Annotated in this window: 22 protein-coding genes and 1 pseudogene; 16 read left to right on the top strand and 7 right to left on the bottom strand. The window is 68.8% G+C overall.

The features are described 5' to 3' along the window. Positions 1-96 precede the first annotated feature (96 nt). The 4 genes from ABZ412_RS07845 to ABZ412_RS07830 are packed head-to-tail and all read left to right on the top strand — an operon-like array spanning position 97 to position 2,578. Positions 97-648 (top strand): hemerythrin domain-containing protein, encoded by a 552-nt coding sequence (locus ABZ412_RS07845; RefSeq protein ID WP_357277690.1) that lies wholly within the window; start codon positions 97-99, stop codon positions 646-648. A gap of 45 nt (positions 649-693) precedes the next feature. Next, a complete protein-coding gene (locus tag ABZ412_RS07840) occupies positions 694-1,716 on the top strand; it encodes an iron-containing redox enzyme family protein (RefSeq protein WP_357277687.1) in 1,023 nt (340 codons plus the stop codon). 21 nt (positions 1,717-1,737) lie between these two features. After that, positions 1,738-2,391 (top strand): HemK2/MTQ2 family protein methyltransferase, encoded by a 654-nt coding sequence (locus tag ABZ412_RS07835; RefSeq protein WP_357277685.1) that lies wholly within the window; start codon positions 1,738-1,740, stop codon positions 2,389-2,391. After that, positions 2,369-2,578 carry a CDGSH iron-sulfur domain-containing protein gene (locus ABZ412_RS07830; protein WP_357277682.1) on the top strand — a complete coding sequence of 70 codons (210 nt, stop codon included), beginning with the start codon at positions 2,369-2,371 and terminating at the stop codon, positions 2,576-2,578. The genes ABZ412_RS07835 and ABZ412_RS07830 overlap by 23 nt, the downstream gene beginning before the upstream one ends. Here ABZ412_RS07830 and ABZ412_RS07825 read toward each other — a convergent pair. Both ABZ412_RS07825 and ABZ412_RS07820 read right to left on the bottom strand, forming a co-directional pair. Then, positions 2,575-3,039: a flavin reductase family protein gene (locus ABZ412_RS07825; RefSeq protein ID WP_357277680.1), complete on the bottom strand. Its 465-nt coding sequence runs from the start codon at positions 3,037-3,039 to the stop codon at positions 2,575-2,577. The two genes, ABZ412_RS07830 and ABZ412_RS07825, sit on opposite strands and share 4 nt — an antisense overlap. A 199-nt stretch (positions 3,040-3,238) precedes the next feature. Continuing rightward, on the bottom strand, positions 3,239-3,652 hold the full coding sequence (locus tag ABZ412_RS07820) for an STAS domain-containing protein (RefSeq protein ID WP_357277678.1): 414 nt from the start codon (positions 3,650-3,652) through the stop codon (positions 3,239-3,241). Between the two features lie 363 nt (positions 3,653-4,015). On the opposite strand from ABZ412_RS07820, the gene ABZ412_RS07815 reads away from it, so the two are divergent. The 9 genes and pseudogenes from ABZ412_RS07815 to ABZ412_RS07775 all read left to right on the top strand — a co-directional run bounded on the left by ABZ412_RS07815 (position 4,016) and on the right by ABZ412_RS07775 (position 13,837). Then, on the top strand, positions 4,016-4,186 hold the full coding sequence (locus ABZ412_RS07815; RefSeq protein WP_357277676.1) for a hypothetical protein: 171 nt from the start codon (positions 4,016-4,018) through the stop codon (positions 4,184-4,186). Between the two features lie 147 nt (positions 4,187-4,333). Further along, complete coding sequence (locus tag ABZ412_RS07810) at positions 4,334-5,200, top strand: lysophospholipid acyltransferase family protein (protein WP_357277673.1); 867 nt, start codon at positions 4,334-4,336, stop codon at positions 5,198-5,200. 382 nt (positions 5,201-5,582) lie between these two features. Beyond that, the gene (locus ABZ412_RS07805) at positions 5,583-7,322 is read left to right on the top strand and encodes a fatty acyl-AMP ligase (RefSeq protein WP_357277671.1); all 1,740 of its coding nucleotides are present in this window, start codon (positions 5,583-5,585) and stop codon (positions 7,320-7,322) included. 35 nt (positions 7,323-7,357) lie between these two features. Further along, a complete protein-coding gene (locus tag ABZ412_RS07800; protein WP_357277669.1) occupies positions 7,358-7,639 on the top strand; it encodes an acyl carrier protein in 282 nt (93 codons plus the stop codon). Next, the gene (locus tag ABZ412_RS07795; protein WP_357277666.1) at positions 7,636-11,910 is read left to right on the top strand and encodes an aminotransferase class I/II-fold pyridoxal phosphate-dependent enzyme; all 4,275 of its coding nucleotides are present in this window, start codon (positions 7,636-7,638) and stop codon (positions 11,908-11,910) included. Before ABZ412_RS07800 ends, ABZ412_RS07795 begins: the two co-directional genes overlap by 4 nt. Continuing rightward, a complete protein-coding gene (locus ABZ412_RS07790; RefSeq protein ID WP_357277664.1) occupies positions 11,907-12,674 on the top strand; it encodes an alpha/beta fold hydrolase in 768 nt (255 codons plus the stop codon). The genes ABZ412_RS07795 and ABZ412_RS07790 overlap by 4 nt, the downstream gene beginning before the upstream one ends. Positions 12,675-12,852: 178 nt before the next feature. Further along, positions 12,853-13,260: an STAS domain-containing protein gene (locus ABZ412_RS07785; protein ID WP_357277662.1), complete on the top strand. Its 408-nt coding sequence runs from the start codon at positions 12,853-12,855 to the stop codon at positions 13,258-13,260. A gap of 35 nt (positions 13,261-13,295) precedes the next feature. Continuing rightward, positions 13,296-13,424 (top strand): annotated as a pseudogene (locus tag ABZ412_RS07780) (DJ-1/PfpI family protein); the annotation flags it as partial. Between the two features lie 119 nt (positions 13,425-13,543). Then, complete coding sequence (locus ABZ412_RS07775) at positions 13,544-13,837, top strand: DUF1330 domain-containing protein (RefSeq protein ID WP_357277660.1); 294 nt, start codon at positions 13,544-13,546, stop codon at positions 13,835-13,837. Here the strand turns inward: ABZ412_RS07775 and ABZ412_RS07770 are convergent. Then, positions 13,814-15,166 carry an MFS transporter gene (locus ABZ412_RS07770; RefSeq protein ID WP_357277658.1) on the bottom strand — a complete coding sequence of 451 codons (1,353 nt, stop codon included), beginning with the start codon at positions 15,164-15,166 and terminating at the stop codon, positions 13,814-13,816. The two genes, ABZ412_RS07775 and ABZ412_RS07770, sit on opposite strands and share 24 nt — an antisense overlap. Positions 15,167-15,333: 167 nt before the next feature. Here ABZ412_RS07770 and ABZ412_RS07765 point away from each other — a divergent pair, with 167 nt between their 5' ends. Continuing rightward, on the top strand, positions 15,334-15,867 hold the full coding sequence (locus ABZ412_RS07765) for a hypothetical protein (protein ID WP_357277656.1): 534 nt from the start codon (positions 15,334-15,336) through the stop codon (positions 15,865-15,867). Between the two features lie 33 nt (positions 15,868-15,900). On the opposite strand, the gene ABZ412_RS07760 is transcribed toward ABZ412_RS07765, so the two are convergent. The 3 genes from ABZ412_RS07760 to ABZ412_RS07750 form a co-directional block, all read right to left on the bottom strand. Beyond that, the gene (locus tag ABZ412_RS07760) at positions 15,901-16,818 is read right to left on the bottom strand and encodes a 2-hydroxyacid dehydrogenase (protein WP_357277653.1); all 918 of its coding nucleotides are present in this window, start codon (positions 16,816-16,818) and stop codon (positions 15,901-15,903) included. A 108-nt stretch (positions 16,819-16,926) separates the two neighbouring features. Next, positions 16,927-17,079, bottom strand: coding sequence for a hypothetical protein (locus ABZ412_RS07755; protein WP_357277651.1), 153 nt, complete (start codon positions 17,077-17,079; stop codon positions 16,927-16,929). Positions 17,080-17,090: 11 nt separating this feature from the next. Beyond that, positions 17,091-17,564, bottom strand: a complete 474-nt coding sequence (locus ABZ412_RS07750) for a hypothetical protein (RefSeq protein ID WP_357277649.1) — start codon at positions 17,562-17,564, stop codon at positions 17,091-17,093. A 135-nt stretch (positions 17,565-17,699) separates the two neighbouring features. Here ABZ412_RS07750 and ABZ412_RS07745 point away from each other — a divergent pair, with 135 nt between their 5' ends. Continuing rightward, the gene (locus tag ABZ412_RS07745; RefSeq protein WP_357277647.1) at positions 17,700-17,891 is read left to right on the top strand and encodes a hypothetical protein; all 192 of its coding nucleotides are present in this window, start codon (positions 17,700-17,702) and stop codon (positions 17,889-17,891) included. Between the two features lie 15 nt (positions 17,892-17,906). On the opposite strand, the gene ABZ412_RS07740 is transcribed toward ABZ412_RS07745, so the two are convergent. Continuing rightward, a complete protein-coding gene (locus ABZ412_RS07740; protein WP_357277644.1) occupies positions 17,907-18,926 on the bottom strand; it encodes an alcohol dehydrogenase catalytic domain-containing protein in 1,020 nt (339 codons plus the stop codon). Between the two features lie 54 nt (positions 18,927-18,980). Between ABZ412_RS07740 and ABZ412_RS07735 the strand changes: the two genes are divergently transcribed. Further along, positions 18,981-19,562 carry a TetR/AcrR family transcriptional regulator gene (locus tag ABZ412_RS07735; protein ID WP_357277642.1) on the top strand — a complete coding sequence of 194 codons (582 nt, stop codon included), beginning with the start codon at positions 18,981-18,983 and terminating at the stop codon, positions 19,560-19,562. Positions 19,563-19,696 lie beyond the last annotated feature (134 nt).

The raw sequence follows: 19,696 nt of genomic DNA, 5'->3' as shown, positions 1-19,696 counted from the left end.
ATCCCGTGGGAAAACTGGTTATCGCAGTAATAGCCCGCAGCGGCCGGGGTATCGCCTACCCGTGAGATCGAAATCGAACGAAAGAAGGGCACCGTCATGGCCGAACAGGATGTGGTCGACCTCTTGACCGCACAACACGAGCAGATCGCCACCTTGCTCGAACAACTGAAGTCCGAGCGGGAGAATCAGGAGGAACTGTTCACCGAATTGGTCCGTCTGCTCGCGATTCACGAAAGCGCCGAGGAAGAAGTGGTGCATCCTATCGCCAAGCGCGCCAGGTTCGGCGCCGAGGAAGTGGTCGACGCCCGGCTGGAAGAAGAGAGTCACGCCAAACGCGCGCTCGCGCAGCTCTACGATCTCGGCGTCCATCATCCGAATTTCCAGGCCGAGCTCGCCGATTTCGCCGACGCGGTCGCCGATCACGCGGCGCACGAGGAGGCGGAGGAATTCGTCTTGTTGCGACGCCAGTATTCGGCGACCCAGCTCCAGCACATGGCCGGATCCGTGCGTGCCGCCGAGGCGGTGGCCCCCACCCGGCCGCATCCGCACACGGGATCCTCGGGCGCGGCGAACCTGATCGCCGGACCGCCGCTGGCCGTGTTCGACCGCGTCCGAGACGCGGTGCGCGACTGGCGAACACAAGGCTAGCCGGACCGTGATTTCCTGAGCTGTCGTCAGCAGGAGGTGTTCATCGTGCGGAGGGCGTTGCCGCAGCCGTGCGGCGAACTGTCCGCGGGCGTGCTCGCGGCCTTGGGCGGCAGGGCGGGATCGGCGGTGCCGACGGCGCCGGACCGGGCGACCGCGGACAGCCGCGATCTGCACGTGGCGCTGCATACCTGCTACGCGCTGCACTACGCGGGTTTCGACGGTATCGACGAGGACTGGGAGTGGGATCCCCGGTTGCTGTGTCTGCGTTCCGAATTGGAGAACCGGTTCCTGACCATGTTGCGGAGCGACGTCGGGGCAGATCTCGATCTCGACAGCGAGCTCGATGCTCTGCTGGCCGTCCCCGACGAAGACACCGGTGTCGCGGCGTTCCTCGAGGAGCGCGGTGAGCCCTGGCAGGTGCGAGAGTATTTCGCGCACCGGTCGATCCTGCACCACCAAGAGGCCGACCCGTACGCGTGGCTGATTCCGCGCCTGCGGGGCCGGGCCAAAGCCGCGCTGGTCGCCGTCGAATTCGACGAGTTCGGGGGCGGGCGGGCGGATCGGATCCATCAGCTGCTCTACGCGGATCTGCTGGCCGGGGCGGGCATGAATTCCGCGTACCTGTTCTATCTCGATGCTGTTCCGGCCCACATGCTCGCCATCGTGAACATGATGTCGTTGTTCGGACTGCACCGTGGTCTGCGCGGTGCGGGTGTCGGCCACTTCGCCGCCGTCGAGATCACGTCCTCGCCCGCGTCGCGACGCCTGGTCGGCGCCTTGGAGCGGCTGCACGCCGATCCAGCCTGCATCCGGTTCTACCGCGAACACGTGGAGGCCGACGCCGTGCACGAACAGCTGATGCGGCGGGAGGTGATCGGCGATCTGCGGGCGACCGAACCCGAACTCCGCGCGTCGATCGCCTTCGGCATTCACGCCACCGGCCTGCTGGAGGATCGCTTCGCCGAGCATGTGCTCGCCCGCTGGCGTGACGGCCGCACCTCGCTGCTCTCGGAGGGGCCGGCCGGAGCCGGAGGCGAGTTCGATCGCCCGCTCGCGAATGAACAGTGAATTCAGGGCTATCCCTGGTTCATGATGTTGATTCGCGCGCCCGGCGTCTATCGCCCCCAAGCCGACACCCGGCTGTTGGTTCGCGCGTACGCCGATGCGCACATTCCACCGCACCGCCGGGTCGTCGACGTGTGCACCGGAACCGGCGCCCTGGCCATCGCTGCCGCCCGATGCGCCAGGTCGGTTACCGCGGTGGACATCTCACGCACCGCTCTCGCCTCGGCCTGGTTCAACTGCCGCCTCCTGGGCGTCGATGTCGAACTGCTTCACGGCGATTTCCGGACAGTGCTGCCGGGCAGGACTTTCGATGTAGTGGTGTGCAACCCACCGTATGTTCCGTGCCCACATCGCGATCCACCCCGTGGTGCGGCACGCTCGTGGGACGCGGGGGCGGACGGGCGGTCGGTCATCGACTCGCTGTGCCGACTCGCGCCCGAGTTGCTCTCCGACACCGGCACTTTGCTGATGGTGCAATCCGCGCTGTCCGGCGTCGACGGCACCCTGGCCCTGCTGCGCGACGCGGGTTTGAAGGCGGCCGCGGTCGCCCGGACGACGATCCCGTTCGGCCCGGTCCTGCGCAGCCGAGCCGCCTGGCTCACCCGCACCGCGCGGATCCGGCCGGGGCAACGAGACGAGGAGCTGGTGGTCATCCGTGCCGACCGACCCCGACAATGACCGGCGGACAATCACTTTCACCGCCGATGGCCCCGCACTCGTCGAGGGCCCCGTGGAACTGGTGACCGCCGACGGCCGCACCATTCGCTGCGACCGTTGTGTGGTGGCGCTGTGCCTGTGCCGGCGGTCGGAGATCTATCCACTGTGCGACACCAGTCATCGCAAGCACCGACGTGCCGCCGACTAGGCCGGGTGTCCCGGCACGAGGTCCTCGACCTCGTCGTAGCGCATGGACGGTGGCTCGGCGCCGCCCGCCTCGGCCCAGGTCGGAGCTATCAGGAAGCCGACATGATCGCCGAAGTCGTCGTGCCGCAGGATCTCGCCGGCGAAGCACCCGGCGGCCGTCTCCAGGATTGGCAGGGAATGCGGGCCCTCATGCCATTCACAGTGCTCGAATTTGTCGACTTCCGAACCGGTTTCGGTGCCGAAGAGCTGGGCGAGGGCGCCCGCGCCCGCCGGGAGGAGATGAACGGCGAGGTGGCGCGCGCGAGACGCCACGCCGTAGGTGTGATTGGCCTTGGACAAGCAGGCGAGAAACCGCCGCGGCTCGATACCGACCTGCGTCCCGAAACCGACCAGACAGCCTGCGCGATGGCCGTCCGCGATAGTCGTGACTATCCACATCGATTGATCCGCCCGGGCGATCACGCGGTCGAAAGCGAGAGCTGTCGCACGAGGGCTCGACATGGCGACCTTTCCGCGGCAGGCCGGTCAGAGGGCGAGCAGGGTCTGAACGGTCCGGCGCTGGTCCATGCTGTTCGGTGTGACTCTTCGGCTGCCTGGGCACGGATCGAGATCTTCGGATTCGATCATCGCAGACGGCGAAAGGAGACCGTGGCCCCGGTGGTCATTCGCCGGGCGGAATGCCCAGCAGGACGGACGACCGGCGGACATCGAATTCCGATGCCAAACCGACTACTTCCAGCACTCGTGTGACGCAGTACGAGCCGTCGAGACAGAGCGCGCAATGCCGGCGATCGGCGAAATCGCGGGCCGCGATCAAGGCGCCGATCCCGGCTATGCCGAAGAAAGTCACCGCGGTCATGTCGATGACGGTCGATCCGCCGATGCCGACACTGTCGAGCAGTGCCTTCTGAAAGGCGGGGGCGGTCAGGGCGTCGATCTCGCCACCGATGGTGCAGACGTTCGTATGGTCCGCGATCGTGGCCGAGGTGGTCATGAGAACAGGGTTCGTTGGACGGTTCATTACCATCACCTGGGTTTCGGGGCGCATTGGAAGAACGCCGTTCGCGGTCAGCACCCTGCTTGGCCGCGAGTGACCAGGCTTTTTCATAAACCCTGAACAAATAGTACTCCCGGGGAGGGTGGGGGATCCGGTAACGACCCGGTCACCTATTCGCCGCGATCGGCACCGACCGGTTGAGAAGACGGACCCATTGGTATGCGCTGAGATGTCGGCGCAACACACAACCCCGACGGTTGAGCCGATACGAGGGTCGCGCCCCACGTGTACTACCGCGACGCTGGGGCGAGACCCTCGTCCACCGGAAACCCGTGCACGTGGGGCGATCCCGGATCGGTTCGGCCACGCGGGCCGCGCGCTGCGGCCCGGTTGTTAGCAGGGGGCAAATCCGGGTACGCGGCCGGTAGGAGGTGCGAAAGAATGATTATTCCGCTAGTGGTGCTCCTGCTCGCAGGGATTGTCTTTGCGGCCGGTTTCGCACTGAATGCCTTATGGTGGGTCGCCGCGGCGCTCCTGGTGGTGTTTATCTTCGCGTTCGGCTTCCCCCGTGCCGACGAGGCGGAGGCGCACAGACACTGGTTCCGATGGTGACTACGAAGCAATTCCGCCGAGTTCCCATAGGATCGTCCCGATCACGCTTTCCCGTGCTCCACACCCCACGTTTGCAGTTCCCGTAACTAATCGAACGGTGGTTCACAACATGCGGATTCGGAAGCTCGCCGTCGTCGCGGTCCTCGCGTGATACTCGGTGATCTGGCGCCGGGCAATCTCGTCGCGGGTGTCCGTGGCGCTGCCGATTTCGCGCGTCGCCGCCTCACCGGCGACTTCCATCGCGACGAGTTCGGCCTCGACGAGCATCTCCTGAAGTCGCTGATTCTGCCGGTGCTGCGGCCGCTGTCGCAGCGGTGGTTCCGGGTCCAGGTCTCCGGCATCGAGAATCTCCCGGACGCCGAGGGCGCGCTGATCGTGGCCAACCATGCCGGGGTGCTGCCGCTGGACGCGCTGATGCTGCAACTGGCCGTGCACGATCGTCACCCCGAGCATCGGGCGCTGCGCCTGCTGGCCGCCGACCTCGTCTTCGAGCTGCCGATCGTGAGCGGGCTGGCGCGCCGGGCGGGGCACACGCCGGCCTGCCCCGAGGGCGCCGAGCAGCTGTTGCGCACCGGCGAGCTGGCGGGGGTGTTCCCCGAGGGCTTCAAGGGCGTCGGAAAGCCGTACAGCGCGCGATACAAGCTCCAGCGTTTCGGGCGCGGCGGCTTCGCCTCGCTGGCCCTGAAAACCGGTGTGCCACTGATTCCCTGCTCGATCGTCGGGTCGGAGGAGATCTATCCGAAATTGGCCGACCTCGCGCCGCTGGCCCGGCTGCTCGGGCTCCCGTACTTCCCGGTGACGCCGCTGTTCCCGCAGCTGGGTCTGCTCGGGTGCGTACCGCTGCCGTCGAAGTGGTACATCGATTTCGGCCGCCCCATCCCCACCGCCGACTATGGCCCGCAGGCGGCTGACGATCCGATGACCATGTTCGAGGTCGCCGATCAGGTTCGCGAGACCATTCAGCGGATGTTGTACAAGCAGCTGACCGTGCGCCACAACCCGTTCATGGGGTAGTGATAGGGCGGTGAGCCCGGTGTGGCGGCAGTACCCGCCGGCGCCGGATTCGGATTCTCTGCCGAGCCGCCCGGGATCGGCGCGGGGCTTTGACACGTGCAGGTTGTGAATTGCCCCGAAATCTCTGTTTCTCCTGAATTGTGTTGTGTCCTAGTGTCTGTCGATATCGGCCTCGCCATGCCCGGGGAGATCCCCTGAGGCGTGGCCACCGCTCTGCCCGCTGGTGACGCGCACCCTCGGACTCGGCGCGAACCCCAGAGGGTGGGTTCGTCCCATTCCCTGGGTGGCTATTTGCCGGAGATTTGCACGCACATCATTGCTGGCAGGGCACGGTCCGAAATGTCCCCCCGACGACAGAATCCGCCAGCCAGGAGTCCACCGGATGCATTCCACCTTCGTCGCCCACCTCCGCGGCCGAGCCGAGGCTCTCGGCGATGCCAGGACCTGCACCTACTTGCGCGAGGCCGGTCGCGAGCTGGTCGAGGACGTCTCGACCTACCGCGAGCTGGACCGCGAAGCCAGGGCCCTGGCCGACTGGCTGACATCGCGCGCCGAGGCCGACCGACCGGTCCTGCTGCTGTATCCGCCGGGTCCGGAGTTCCTGCGCGCCTTCCTCGGCTGCCTGTACGCGGGGGTGATCGCGGTGCCCGCGCCGGTCCCCACCGACGCGCGCAGCATGCGGCGGGTGGCGGGCATGCTCGCGGATGCCGGCGCCGGACTCGTCCTCACCGCCACCGCGCTGCGCGAACCCGTGGCCGGGTGGCTGCACGCCCAGAACGGATCGGTCGCCGTCGTGGCCACCGACGCGGAGTCCCTCGGTGATCCGGAGGCCTGGGCGATGCCGGGCATCACCGGCGAGACGATCGCTTTCCTGCAGTACACCTCGGGTTCCACGAGCGAGCCGAAGGGCGTGGCGGTGTCGCACGCCAACCTCATGCACAACGAGGCGGCCATCACCGAGCGAGCCGCCGTCGTCGACACCGACGTCGTCGTCGGGTGGCTGCCGCACTTCCACGACATGGGCCTGATCGGGATGCTGCTGCAACCGCTGTACGCGGGCGCGAACCTGGTCTTCATGTCGCCGGTGACGTTCCTCAAGCATCCGGTCCGGCTGCTCGAAGCCGTCGACCGCTACCGCGGGAACCTCATGGCGGCCCCGAACTTCGCCTACGAACTGCTCGCGCGCCGGGTGACCGACGCGCAGCGCGCGGGCCTGGATCTCTCGTCGCTGCGGGTGGCGCTCAACGGCGCCGAACCGATCCGGGCCCGCACCATGGACGCGGTGATCGAGCACCTGGCCCCGGCGGGTCTCGCCCCGACCGCGTTCCTCCCGGCGTACGGCATGGCCGAGGTGACGCTGATGGCGACCGCGGCGCGGCCCGGCATGCCGCCGGTATACCTCGACGTGGATTCCGCGGAGCTGGAACACAATCGGCTCGTGCCCGCCCCGCACGGCACCCGCCTGGTGGGGTGCGGCGCGGCGGTCACCGGCATCGACGTCCGGATCGTCGACCCGGGCACCCTGAAGACCCTGCCCGACGGGCAGATCGGCGAGATCTGGCTCGGCGGACCCAGTGTGGCACAAGGCTATTGGAATCGGCCCGACGAGACCCGGGACCGCTTCGCAGCCCGCACCGAGGGTCTGGGGCCCTATCTGCGGACCGGCGACCTGGGCGCGCTTCGCGACGGCGAGCTGTTCATCACCGGACGGCTCAAGGACCTGATCATCGTGAACGGCCGCAACCTGTATCCGCACGATATCGAGGAGGCCGTGCGCGACACCCATCCGGCGGTGGCCGACGCGCCCGGGGTGGTGCTGTCGATCGACACCGACAGCCAGGAGCGTCTGCTGGTCGTCCAGGGCGTGCGCACCGCGCAGCTGGGCGAGCTGCCCATCGCCGAGTTGTCGTCCCGCATCAAGGCGGCGGTGGCGCGCGGGTTCGAGCTGCCCGCGCCGAACGTGGTGCTCGTCGAGCACCGCGCGGTCCACCGCACCACCAGCGGCAAGGTGCAACGCAATTCGATGCGATCCGCGTTCCTGGACAACACCGTCGACGGCGTGCTGCACGAGGAGATCGAACCGTCGGTCCAACTGCTGCGCACCAACGTTCTCGCCCGCTGACCCGACCGCAATCGAAACCTCAGGAGACACCACCGATGAGACCCTTTGCGCCCGCTCGCCAGGACGCCGTCGTCGTGGACTGGCTCACCGCCCGGGTCGCCGGGTACCTCGGCCGATCCCCGCGTGATATCGACCCCACCCTGCCGCTCGCCGAACTGGGCATGGACTCGGTGTCCGCGGTGAGCCTGTGCGGCGAGATCGAAGTCGAATGGGACCTCGCGGTGGACCCGACGATCGTGTTCGACTACCCGACCATCCTCGAACTCGGCGGCTACATCACCGGCCGAGTCGCCGAATTACCCGGGCCGCAGGCATGAACGACGCGATCGCCATCGTCGGAATCGACTGCCGCTTCCCGCAGGCGCCGGACCCCGAAGCGCTCTGGGCGTTGCTGATGGCGGGCGGGGACGCGATCACCGAGGTTCCCGGCAACCGCTGGCGTGCGGCCGATTTTCATGATCCCGCGGGCGGCCCGGGCCGGGTCAACAACCGCACCGGCGGATTCCTCACCGACGCGGACGCATTCGACGACGACTTCTTCGGCATCACGCCGCGCGAGGCCGAGGCGATGGACCCGCAACAGCGGCTGCTGCTGCAGGCGGCGTGGCGGGCGTTCGAGGACGCCACCCTGGACCCGCGCGGGCAGGCGGGCTCGAACACCGGGGTGTTCGTCGGGGTCATGGCCAACGAATGGGCCACCGTGCGGATGCGCGACTACGAGCGCATCACCCCGCAGATCGGTTCGGGCAACGGGTATTTCATGACCGCGAACCGGCTCAGCTACCAGCTGGATCTGAAGGGGCCGAGCATGGCGGTCGACACCGCGTGCTCGTCGTCGCTGGTCGCGATCCACCAGGCCTGCGTCGCGTTGCGCGCCGGTGAATGCGATCAAGCGCTGGCCGGGGGCGTCAATATCGCGGTGACCCCCGCGCTCAACGTCTTCTACACCCAGGCCGGCCTGTCCGCGCCGGATGGGCGCTGTAAACCGTTCAGCGGCAAGGCCGACGGCATCGGCCGCGGCGAGGGCGTCGCGGTGCTGGTGCTGCGCAGGCTCGCCGACGCCCAGGCCGCGGGGCTGCCGATCTATGCGCTGATCACCGGCAGCGCGGTGAACAACGACGGCCGCAGCAATGGGATCACCGCGCCGAATCGGTGGGCCCAGCAGCAGGTCGTCGCCGAGGCGTACCGGCGGGCCGGGGTGGACGCCGATCAGGTCGCGTTCCTCGAGGCGCACGGCACCGGGACCGTGCTCGGCGACATGATCGAGATCAAGGCGCTCGGCGCGGTGCACGCGGCACGGGCCGCGACTCCGTGCGCGATCGGCTCGATCAAGGGCAACCTCGGCCACACCGAAGGGGCCGCCGGAATCGCGGGAGTGATCAAGGCGGCGTTGAGCCTGCACCACGGCACCGTCCCGCCCACCCGGTACGCGGCCGAGGCGAACCCGGGGCTGCGCCTGGCCGAGCACGGGCTGCGCCTGCTCGACGAGCCGATGGCCCTGCCGGAGGGGCGGATACACGGCGCCGTCTCGAGCTTCGGCATGGGCGGCACCAACGCGCACATGCTGCTGACGAGCGCTCCGCCGGTCACACCGGCGTCTGCGGCCGATGGCGGCGGCGTGCTCACCCTGTCGTCGAACGATCGGGAAGGACTGCGGCGCAACGCTGTTCGGCTCGCCGATCGGATCGCGGGGGAGTCCGGTCGGCTGAGTGAGCTGTGCTGGTCGACGAATCAGGTGAAGTCGTCGGGGCGCCACCGGCTGGCGCTGGTGGCGCGGGACCGGGAGAGCGCGGTGGCCGCGCTGCGTGAATGCGCCGCGGACCCGGTCGTCCTCGACATGAACTCCGGTGCCGCCCAGCGGTTGTCGATCGGCTGGATGTTCACCGGGCAGGGCTCCCAGTATCCCGGAATGTCGCGCGCGCTGTACCGGGCTTCCGCGGTGTACCGGCGCGCGCTCACCGAGGTGGACGAGCGCATGGCGGTTCACCTGCACCGCTCGATCGCCGATCTGCTGCTCGGCGACGATGATGGCAGCGTGCATCGCACCGAGTTCGCGCAGCCGGCGCTGTTCGCGGTCGAATACGCGCTGTCTCGGACGCTGCTCGCGCTAGGGGCCGAACCCGCCTGGCTGCTCGGGCACAGTGTCGGCGAGTTCGCCGCGGCCGCGATCGCCGGGGTGTTCTCCCTCGACGACGCGTGCCGGCTCATCGCCGCCCGCGGGCGGCTCATGCAGAATTTGCCGGGCGACGGCGCGATGCTGGCGGTGCGCGCGACGCCTGAGACGGCCGCCGCATTGATCGCGCACGAGCCCGATGTGGCGCTGGCGGCGATCAATGGTCCCCAGGACGTGGTGGTTTCGGGTGCGGGCGACGCGATCGAGCGCCTCGGCACGGTGCTGACCGGCCGCGGCGTCGGCGTCTGGCGGCTCACCGTCTCGCACGCCTTCCACTCGCCGCTGATGGCGGGCATGCGGGACGAGTTCGCCACGGTCGCACGGGAATGCGCCTACCAGCCGCCCGAAATCCCGATCTACTCGACGCTGCGCGGCCGTCTGCTCGACGCCGGGGAGCCGATGGACGCCGCCTACTGGACCGATCAGCTCGAGGCCACCGTGCGCTTCGCCGACGCCGCGGCCGCCGCGCTGGCCACCGAGCCGACCCACCTGATCGAGGTGGGCCCGCAGCGCACGCTCGCGACCCTGCTCGGCCGATCGGCCGACGGTCCGGCGATCCCGGTGCACGCGCCGTGCGCCGGACCGCGAGCCTCGGGCGACGAGCTGGCCGAGACCATCGCGGCGCTGTATCGCGATGGGCTCGACCCGGATTGGGACGCGCTGTACGAACCCGGCGATCGGATCCGGCGGCGCGTCGGCGGCTACGACTTCGACACGACCCACCGCTACTGGACCCGGATCGACTCCACGCCCGCCCCGTCACCGACACCCACGCTCGAGGACACCACCATGGACCAACTCATCGCGCTGTTCCGGGAACAGAACGCCCTGCTGTCGGCCGCCGCCGGAGGGTCCGTCGCAGGCCCGGCGCACCCGGCCCAGCCCCGCGCCCTCACCGTGCCCGCCCACAGCGGCGCGAGCCCCGATGCCGCGGCCGTGGTCCGCGCCGAGTTCGCACGGGTGAGCGGATTTCCGGTAGCCGGGCTCACCGGCGATCAGACCGTCAGCGGCGACCTGGGGTTCGACTCGATCATGATCGCCGACCTGTTCGGTGGAATCGCCCGCCGCGTACCGGGATTCACCATCACACCCGAGTGGTTCACCCCGGCGACGACGATCGCGGACGTGATCGGGCTGGTGGCCGCGCCGTCGCCGGCGGAGCCCGCGGAACCGCTCGTGCCGGAGCCCGCCCCGGGCGTCGAACCGCAGTATCGCATCGCGGATTTCCCGGAGGTGCGGGCGATCTTCGACCGGATCGGGCTGGCCGAGCAGCTCGGCGTCAGCAACCCGTATTTTCTGATCAATGACGGAGTCACCCGCGATACCTCGGTGATCGGGGGACAGGACGTCCTGAACTTCTCGAGCTACAACTACCTCGGCATGTCCGGCCACCCCGCCGTCACCACCGCTGTGTGCGACGCGGTGACGCGATACGGCAGCTCCGTCTCCGCCAGCCGCCTGCTCTCCGGCGAGAAGACGATCCACGCCGAACTCGAGCGCGAGCTCGCCGCCCTGCTCGGCACCGAGGACGCGATCACCTTCACCAGCGGACACGCCACCAATGTCACCGTGATCGGGCACATCGTCGGCCCCGGCGACCTGATCGTCCACGACAGCCTGGCGCACGACAGCATCCTGCAGGGCTGCAAGCTCTCCGGAGCCACCCGGCGGCCGTTCCCGCACAACGACCACGCCGCGCTCGACCGTGTACTCGCCGACATCCGCGGCCGCTACCGGCGGGTCCTGATCGTCATCGAGGGCGTGTACAGCCAGGACGGCGACATCCCCGACCTGCCCGCGATCATCGAGGTGAAGCGGAAACACAAGGCGCTGTTGATGATCGACGAAGCGCACAGCATCGGCGTGCTCGGCGCGACCGGCGGCGGCATCGGCGAGCACTTCGATATCGACCGCGCCGACGTGGAGCTGTGGTCCGGCACCATGTCGAAGGCGCTCGCGGGCTGCGGCGGCTATGTCGCGGGCAGCGCCGAACTGGTGCGTTTCCTGAAATACACGACCCCCGGATTCATCTACAGCGTCGGCATCACCCCGGCCAATGCCGCGGCCTCACTGGCGGCGATCCGCCAGCTGCGGGCCGAACCCGAGCTGCCGCGGCGACTGCGCGAATTGTCCCGGCTGTTCCTGACCCTCGCCCAGGAAGCGGGCATCGACACCGGCGACAGTCAGGACACCCCGGTGGTGCCGTGCATCATCGGCGACTCGATGCGGGCGCTGGCCTTGTCGAATGCGTTGCTGCGCAGGGGCGTCAACGCCAACCCGATCCTGTATCCCGCCGTCCCGGAGGACAAGGCCCGGCTGCGGTTCTTCATCACCGCCTGCCACACCGAGGAACAGATCACCTCCACGGTGAAGATTCTCGCCGAGGAGCTGGAGACCCTGCGGGCGGCGGGGTGAACGGGTACCTCGACCCCGTCGCCGCAGCGGATCCGGAGTCCTTGCGGCTGTTCTGTTTCCACCACGCGGGCGGCGGGTCCTCGCCCTACCGTGGCTGGCAGCGCGCGCTGGGCCCGCACATCACGGTGCGACCGGTACTGCTGCCGGGCCGCGAACGACGCGGCGCGGAGCCGCGATTCAGCGAAATCGAGCCATTGCTCGCCGACCTGGACGCTCGGCTGGACGAACACCTGGCCGCACCGCACGTCTTCTTCGGGCACAGCATGGGTGGGCTCATCGCGCACCGGCTCGCCTGCCGCCGACACGACCGGGGTGCGACATTGCCTGCCGCACTGATCATTTCCGGGTGCGCGGCCCCGCACCTGCCGTGGCCACTGCCCCCGGTCGAGGCGCTCGACGACATGGCGCTGATCCGATTGCTGACCGACCTGGGCGGGCTGCCCGCACCGATCCTCGAGGTCCCGGCGCTGCTCACGGCCGCGCTGCCGGTGATCCGAGACGATCTCCGGGTCTGCGCGGACGCTCGAAACGACGCCCGCCCTCCGCTCCCGTGCCCGATCCACGCCTTCGGCGGCGAAGCCGATCCGCTGGTCGATGAACTCGACCTGGCCGCCTGGCGTGAGCACACCACGGTCCACAGCGAGGTACGCATCCTGCCGGGCGACCACTTCTCCCAGTTCGACCGCACCGACTCGCTGTTCGATCGGCTACGTCCACTGCTGCGGCACTACGCGACGCCCGGTCCGGTGCCGGCGCACGCATAGACCCTGATTTCGCGGAAGCGGCGGGACAGATCGCAGGTGTATCTCGCGAACGGAGCGGGTACTCCATGCTCACGGTTGAAAACCACCAGCCCAGCCTGTGCCCTGCGGCATGGGTGCTTCATGATGCGACGGCCTCAGGCGGGGCACGTCACATGAAACGGACAAGGATCTGATCCTGATGCCGACTTCATTCATCGTCGCTGGTGGATCGGCGATCGTCGAGCGGCGCGGACGGCACTCGCTGCTGGGAGTCACTCACAGCGCACCATCACCGTCCACGACGGTAGTGACCGCTACTGGCGAGATCGACTACTGCAACGTCGGAGATTTCCGCGAACACCTCGGCTACGCGATCTCCACGAGTACTCGGCTCGTGGTGGTCGACCTATCGCGACTGACCTTCCTGAGCATCTCCGGGCTCCAGGCCATTCTGGATGCCGACGACCACGCCCGCGGCCGCCGGCGAGTCCTACGGGTGGTCACCGGAGCGCGGTGCGTGGACCGGCTGCTGGAGGTCTGTTGCCAGGACACCGAGCTGGAAATCGCGCGGACGATCGCCGCCGCGTGTACACGATGGCCCGGGTAGCGCGAATTCCGCTGCGGCACAGGGTTGAGGCCTTGTATCCCTCACTGCGCACCGATCTGATCAACGCGGGTCCGTCCTGGGTCGACGAGCCCGTCGTCCGCAGCAACGCCGCGGGCTGGACGCTGATCACCTCCCGCGATCCGGATGATCTCCCCGATTTCATCGACGATCGCCGCGGAATTCGGCGTGCGCACATCCTGAACCGGGCGGCCAGGGCGCGAGACCGCGGTCTGCGACCGGTACGCCCCTTTGCCGCACGCGGTGGGATGGCTACGGTGGCCGCATGACCGTCTATGCCATCGCTCAGTTGAAGTTCACCGACCGCGACGCCTACAACCGGTATCAGGCGGCGTTCATGGATGTGTTCCAACGCTATTCGGGAACGCTGCTCGTGGCCGATGAGGCGCCGCGGGTCGTCGAAGGGGAGTGGGACCGGGACAAGGTCGTGTTGATGAGTTTTCCCGATGAGGCGTCGTTCCGGGACTGGGCGGAATCGGATGACTATCAACGGATCTCGGAAGATCGCCGGGCCGGCGCCGAGACGGCGGTGGTGCTAGTGAAGGCCATCCGGGGATGACAACCGTGTGCTGACTCGTCCGGTCAGGGCGGTGATGATCGCGGCCAGGATGGTCGCCGTGGCCGCGGCCATCGCGGTGGTGGTCCAGCCGAACCAGCCGACCGCCGCGGCGCCGAACGCGGTGCCGAGGCTGCCGCCGATGAAGTAGACGACCATGTAGGCGCTGATGAAACGGGCAGGGCTGGTGGGGTCGATGGCCAGGACCGTGCTCTGATTGGCAACTTGGGCGGCGAACAGTCCGGCGTCGAAGAGGCCGAGGCACAACAGGGTCAGTGCCGTGTTCGACAAAGTGACGGCGAGGATCGCCGTACTCGCGATCGCCAGCGGCAGGCCGAGCAGAATCACCTGGCGTGCACCGATGCGATCGGTCCAGGTTCCCGCGATTCGGGTGGCGATAATGCCGAGGATCCCGGCGACGGCGTACAGGCCGATCCGTTCGGGGGAATACGAGAACGGCGGCTGGGACAGGGCGACCGCGAGTCCGGCCCAGATCGCGCAGAAGGCGAAGAACCAGAGGGAGCCTCGGATCGCCGCCAGGCGCAGCGCCGGATGCCGGGTGAACAGCGCGGGCATTCCGCGCAGGGTCGCGAGATAGCCTGCGGTGGCGGTGCCCGCCGCCGCGGGCAGCGCGACGCGGGCGGCGACGGCACAGCCGACGCACGCCGCGGCGAACACGAGCAGCATTCCCCGCCACCCCACGACATCGGTCAGCCAGCCACCGACGATTCGGCCCGCGAGGATGCCCGCCGAAATGCCGGCCGTCACGATGCCGAGCACGGTGGCCCGCTTGTGCGAGGCCGCGAATCTTCCAGCGACCGAACTCAATTGCGCGCCGATCGAGGATCCCGCCCCGACGAGCCCCACCGCGAGGCCCAGCGGCCACGGCGAACCGACTGCCGCCGTGGCGGCCAGAACCGCGGCCAGCGCGGCGAATTGAACCGAGACCACCGCGCGCGCCGCGTACCGATCGACCAGCGGCACCAGCAACGCCAGTCCCACCAGGTATCCGATCGGCCCGCACGCCAAGGCCGTGCCCGCGGCGGCCGTCGAAGCCTGAAGTGACTCGGCCAACTCGGCTATCGCGGGATACAACGGATACATGCTCGCGGTCCCGAGCGCGGCCGCGAAGGCCATGAACCACACCGTGGGTGTCCGCAGCACCCATTCCCGCGAGGACGGAATGACATCGAGTTCCATGTCTCCGACGCTAGAAACACCGTGGTCATGCTTCCGGCGGAAATCGGACCCCATAGCTGCCGCGACTCCGGCCGGGGGCGGTCCGCCCAGCGAGAACCGCAGGTCGTCGTTGTCCGCTGCCACGTCGAACATGACGATGCGTTGACCTTGACGTTCGTTGGTTCATGGCGTATCCCTCTGGGTACAGCTACCGATGTAAGCGGTACGACGGCGCGTGGGGAGAGGTGGTCCAGGTGTCGATGCGTCCTTCGTGGTCGACGCGGCTGTGGCGAGTGCGCCCATGGAACTCCAGTCCGTTGATGCGTGTGTCGGATCGGGCGGAGGTGGTGCTCCGGGCGTTGGCCGTGGTGGTGGTGGCCGCGGCGGTGCCGGTGGCGGGGGCGGTGGGGACCGTCAGTTATACGGGGGCGCAGGCCCGGATCGTGGCGCAGGACTCGGGGAAGGTCCGGGTGGTGGCCACGGAGACCGCGGATGCGGTGCGGGTGCCGGATTCGGATCGGTACGCGACGCATCAGGTGCGGTATCAGGCGCCGGTGCAGTGGGACAGTGGCGGGAAGATCGCGACCGCGACCGTGGATGTGCCGGGACCGCAGGCCGCGGGGGCCACGGTGACATTGTGGACGAAGAACGGGCAGCCGACCATCGCGCCGTCACGGCCCGGGTCCGCGGCCGCGGAGGGGATCGGGACCGGGCTGGCGATACTCGTCGAAACCTGGTGTGCCGCCGCGGCGACCGTGTGGTTCACCGGGACCGTGCTCGATGCCCGGCGGTATGCGCGCTGGGAGCGGGAGTGGCGCGGCATCAATCGGCCGATCGGCAAGGACACGCTGTAACCCGCATGGCGCTCGGGTTCGTGTTGTGCCAGTTCAGTATTCGCCGCTGACGAGGTTCTCCGGCGGCTCACCCGCGAGGTAGCGCGCGATTTCGGCGGTGGCGATGGTCCAGCCGCGCTCCAGATTTCCTGTGCTGCTGCCGCCGACGTGCGCGGTGAGCAGCAGGCCCGGTGCGTCCCACAGCGGGTGGTCGGCGGGCAGTGGTTCGGGGTCGGTGACGTCGAGAATGGCACGCAGGCGGCCGGATTGCAGTTCGGCGAGGAGGTCGTCGGTGCGAACCACGGGGCCGCGGGCGGCATTGACCAGGATGGCGCGGTCGGCCATCCGGGACAGGAACGAGGCGTCGACCATGCCGATGGTGTCGGTGGTGACCGGAACCATGAGGATGACCGCGTCGAAATGCGGGAGCAGCGCGGGAAGTTCGTCGACGCCGTGGACGCCGGCGCGGGCTCGCGTACCGACCAGTTCGACCGTTGTGCCGAAAGGCAGCAGCATGCGCTGCATCTCGGTGCCCAGGTCGCCCGCGCCGACGATCAGGACGCGCTTGCCGTGCAAGGTATCCGTGCGGTGCTGAATCCAGCGGTGTTCACGCTGGGCGAGCGCGAATTCGGTGAATTCCCGGTAGACGGTGAGCAATCCGGTGATCGCCCACTCCGCCGTGCTGGCCCCGTGCGCGCCGCGACCCGTGGAGATCCTGACGTGCTCGGGCAGCTGTCCGACCCAGGTTTCCGCGCCCGCCGTGAGCAGCTGCACCAAGCGCAGTTTGGGCAGCGCGCGAGCGAGTTCGAGATTCTCGGGGCGGCTGGCCAGGAACGCGGGCACGAACACCTCGGCCTCGTCCGCCCCGGCAGGGAGCGGCTCGCCCAGCGTGTAGCGCAGCGGCCGCGCCCCGGGCAGCCGGGAAATCGCCGCGAAGCCGTGTTCGTCGGGCACCAGCACCGTCACCGTCATGAAACCGACGCTAGCCGACCGGGTGGGATCCCGGTCGGCGTGGTGGCACCGGACCTCGGTGTCCGGTGGATGACACAAGTACGCGAGTCGGTGATACGGGTACGCGAGTCAATAGCGCGGGTGCGCGAGCCAGCGGGCGGGCGCACCCATCAGCCACTGGATCAGGGCGACGGCCATGGCGATGATTCCGAGCGAGGACAGGGCCGGGGTGGCGAGCAGCCAGCCGGCGTCGAGCAGCGCCAGGCCGAGCACGACGAACATTCGGAGGGTTCCTATTTGGCGGCGGATTCTGTCGGTGCGGGGGACCCGCTCGGGCGACCGAGGAAACGGTTGACCGACCAGTTCGGCTTCGAGAGGGCACGTTTCGGCGCCACCTTGGCCAGGGGAACCACCGGCTTCCGAGGTGGCTCCACGTTACCCGCGGGCTTGGAGGTGGGTACAGGTTTCGTGAGTTCCTTTCGCGCGGCGGCCATTTCCCGTCGCGACTGACGCAGCTCGCGCCGCGCCACCTGGCCGCGCCGTGAGGTGGTCCAGATTCCGGCCAGCAGCAGGATCGTTCCGGCCGCGCCGGCCGCGCCGATCATCATCCCGTACGCGAACAACAGTCCGCTCGAGCCGTGGTAGGTGTGATCGAATACGGTGAAGCCGTTGGGAAGTGCGTGCGAGTCACCGCTGTTGGCCGCGACCCCGGCCACGCCCACGGTCACAGCACCCAGCAGAGCGATGAGCCCGATGATTGTGAACATATCGGGGCAATGCCCGCTGTCACGCAGGCCAAACCCCGAATCGGCAGGTTGTCCGGCGAGTCCTGCCCGTTTATCCGCCGAATCCGTGGCTATGCCTGGAATGCGAACTCACGCACTATGAACGGGAGCGAACCAATGTCGACCTACACCTACGAAATGCCGCACTTCGCCTCCGAGGCGACCCTCGCCGAACGCGCCCTGCGCGGCATGGACTCCACCAGTGCGGTCACCGTCGATCGCGCGGCCGAGACCATCTCGGTCACCTCCTCGCTCACCTACGGCGAGGTCCTCGACGCCATTCGAGGCCAGGGCTTCTCGGCCAAGTAGCGCCCGGCCCGGCCGTCAGCGGGTGACCACCAGTTTCATCGGTGTCTCGAGCAGAGCGTCGATGGACTCCTCCCACCCCGCGGTGCGGGTGGTGACGATCGAGGGATCGAACCTGCCGGCGACGACCAGGTCGAGAACGGCCGGAATGGCCGGGCGGGCGTGGGCGCGGCCGGTGTGGAAGGTGCAGCAGCGCGAGTACATCGCGAGCAGCGGCAGCTCGACGTCCTCGCGTTGCACGCTGACGCTGGTGCAGGTGCCGTCCGGGCCGGTGGCGTTGATCGCGGCGCGCAGCGCGATCGCGCCGCCGCACGCCTCCACGGTGACAGGGAATCGCCCGACTCTCGCGTCGGGTCCGGCCTCGACGGCTTCGGCGCCGAATCGCGTTGCGATCTCCAGCCGTTCGGGTTCGGTGTCGACATACACGACCCGCGACGAGCCCAACGCGACCGCCAATCCGGCGGCGTAGAGGCCGATCGACGCCGCTGCGGGCCCGCCGAGCACCAGCACCTCCGCCCCCGGCTCGGCCGAGAGCCGCGGTCCCACAGTGCGATACGCGTCGGGAATGTTGTCGCTGGCGCTGGCCACCGCGGCGGGGTCGATGCCGTCGGGGAGCGGAACGAGCATGGCGTCGGCATGCGGAACCACGGCGAGGTCCGCCCAGAGGCCGCCCCAGTTCAGCCCACCCATCGCGCCGAGACCGAAGGTTGACATCATCGGGTGGCTCGCGCAGTTGCCGGTCCGCCCGCGCCGGCACGGTTCGCAAGTGCCACAGGAAATTTGGAACGGCACCACGACCCGGTCCCCGACCGCGACCGTGCGTACGTCCTCTCCCACCGCCACGACTTCCGCGACACCTTCGTGGCCGAAAGGGAACGGACCGGGCAGCGGGAAACCACCGCGCAGCACGGCCGGATCGAGGTCGCAGGTCGCCAGCGCCACCGGCCGAACCAGTGCCTGGTCCGGATGGTCGAGTGTCGGTTCGGGGCAGTCTTCCCAGCGCAGGCGTCCGGGACCATCCAGCATCAATCTCCGCATGGACTAGAGTTTCGCTAGAACGTTCTTTCTAGTCAAGGGTGTGCGGAGGGCAGGATGTCGGATTCCAAACGGCGGATCGTGGTGGCCGCGGCGGAGTTGCTGGCCCGGCGCGGGTATCACGGATTCGGGCTCAAGGCGCTCAGTGGCGCCGCCGGTCTGCCGTACGGCTCGATCTATCACCATTTTCCCGGTGGGAAGGAGGAGATCGCGGTGGCGGCGATCGCCGGGACCGGGAACCTCGTCGGACGGATGATCCGGCAGGCGCCGGACGACGTATTCGCCACGACCACAACGCTGTTCGGCTTCATGGCCGCGAAACTCGCCGACTCGGACTGGACCGATGGCTGCCCGGTCGGCACCCCGGCGCTGGACGGGGGCAGCGACGTGGAGACCGTCCGTGCCGCCTGCGCGTCGGCGTTCGATGCCATGGAATGCGGATTCGCCTCACTCCTGGCGGATCTGGGATTGCCCGAGGCGGACGCGGCCGGGTTGGCGGTGACCGTGGTCGCGGCCTACGAGGGTGCGACCCTGCTGGCCCGGGTGCGCCGATCGGACGAACCCCTCGACATCGTCGCGGCACAGCTGGCCCGGCTGATCCGTGCTTCGCTGCGGGAGGCTGGAATCGGCGGGCGCTGACGACCTGTGCACGGACTCGCCGGAAGCCACGAAACGGGCACCGGGCCCGGGGGAGCGGTGGACGGCGGGCGGTGGGAGATGCGTGTGCCCGGCTGCGTACCCCAGCGAGACCCGGACCGGCTCATCGCATTCGG

Source organism: Nocardia sp. NPDC005746, assembly GCF_040630785.1.
Lineage (GTDB): Bacteria > Actinomycetota > Actinomycetes > Mycobacteriales > Mycobacteriaceae > Nocardia.
This window is presented reverse-complemented; position numbering and strand designations above follow the sequence as displayed.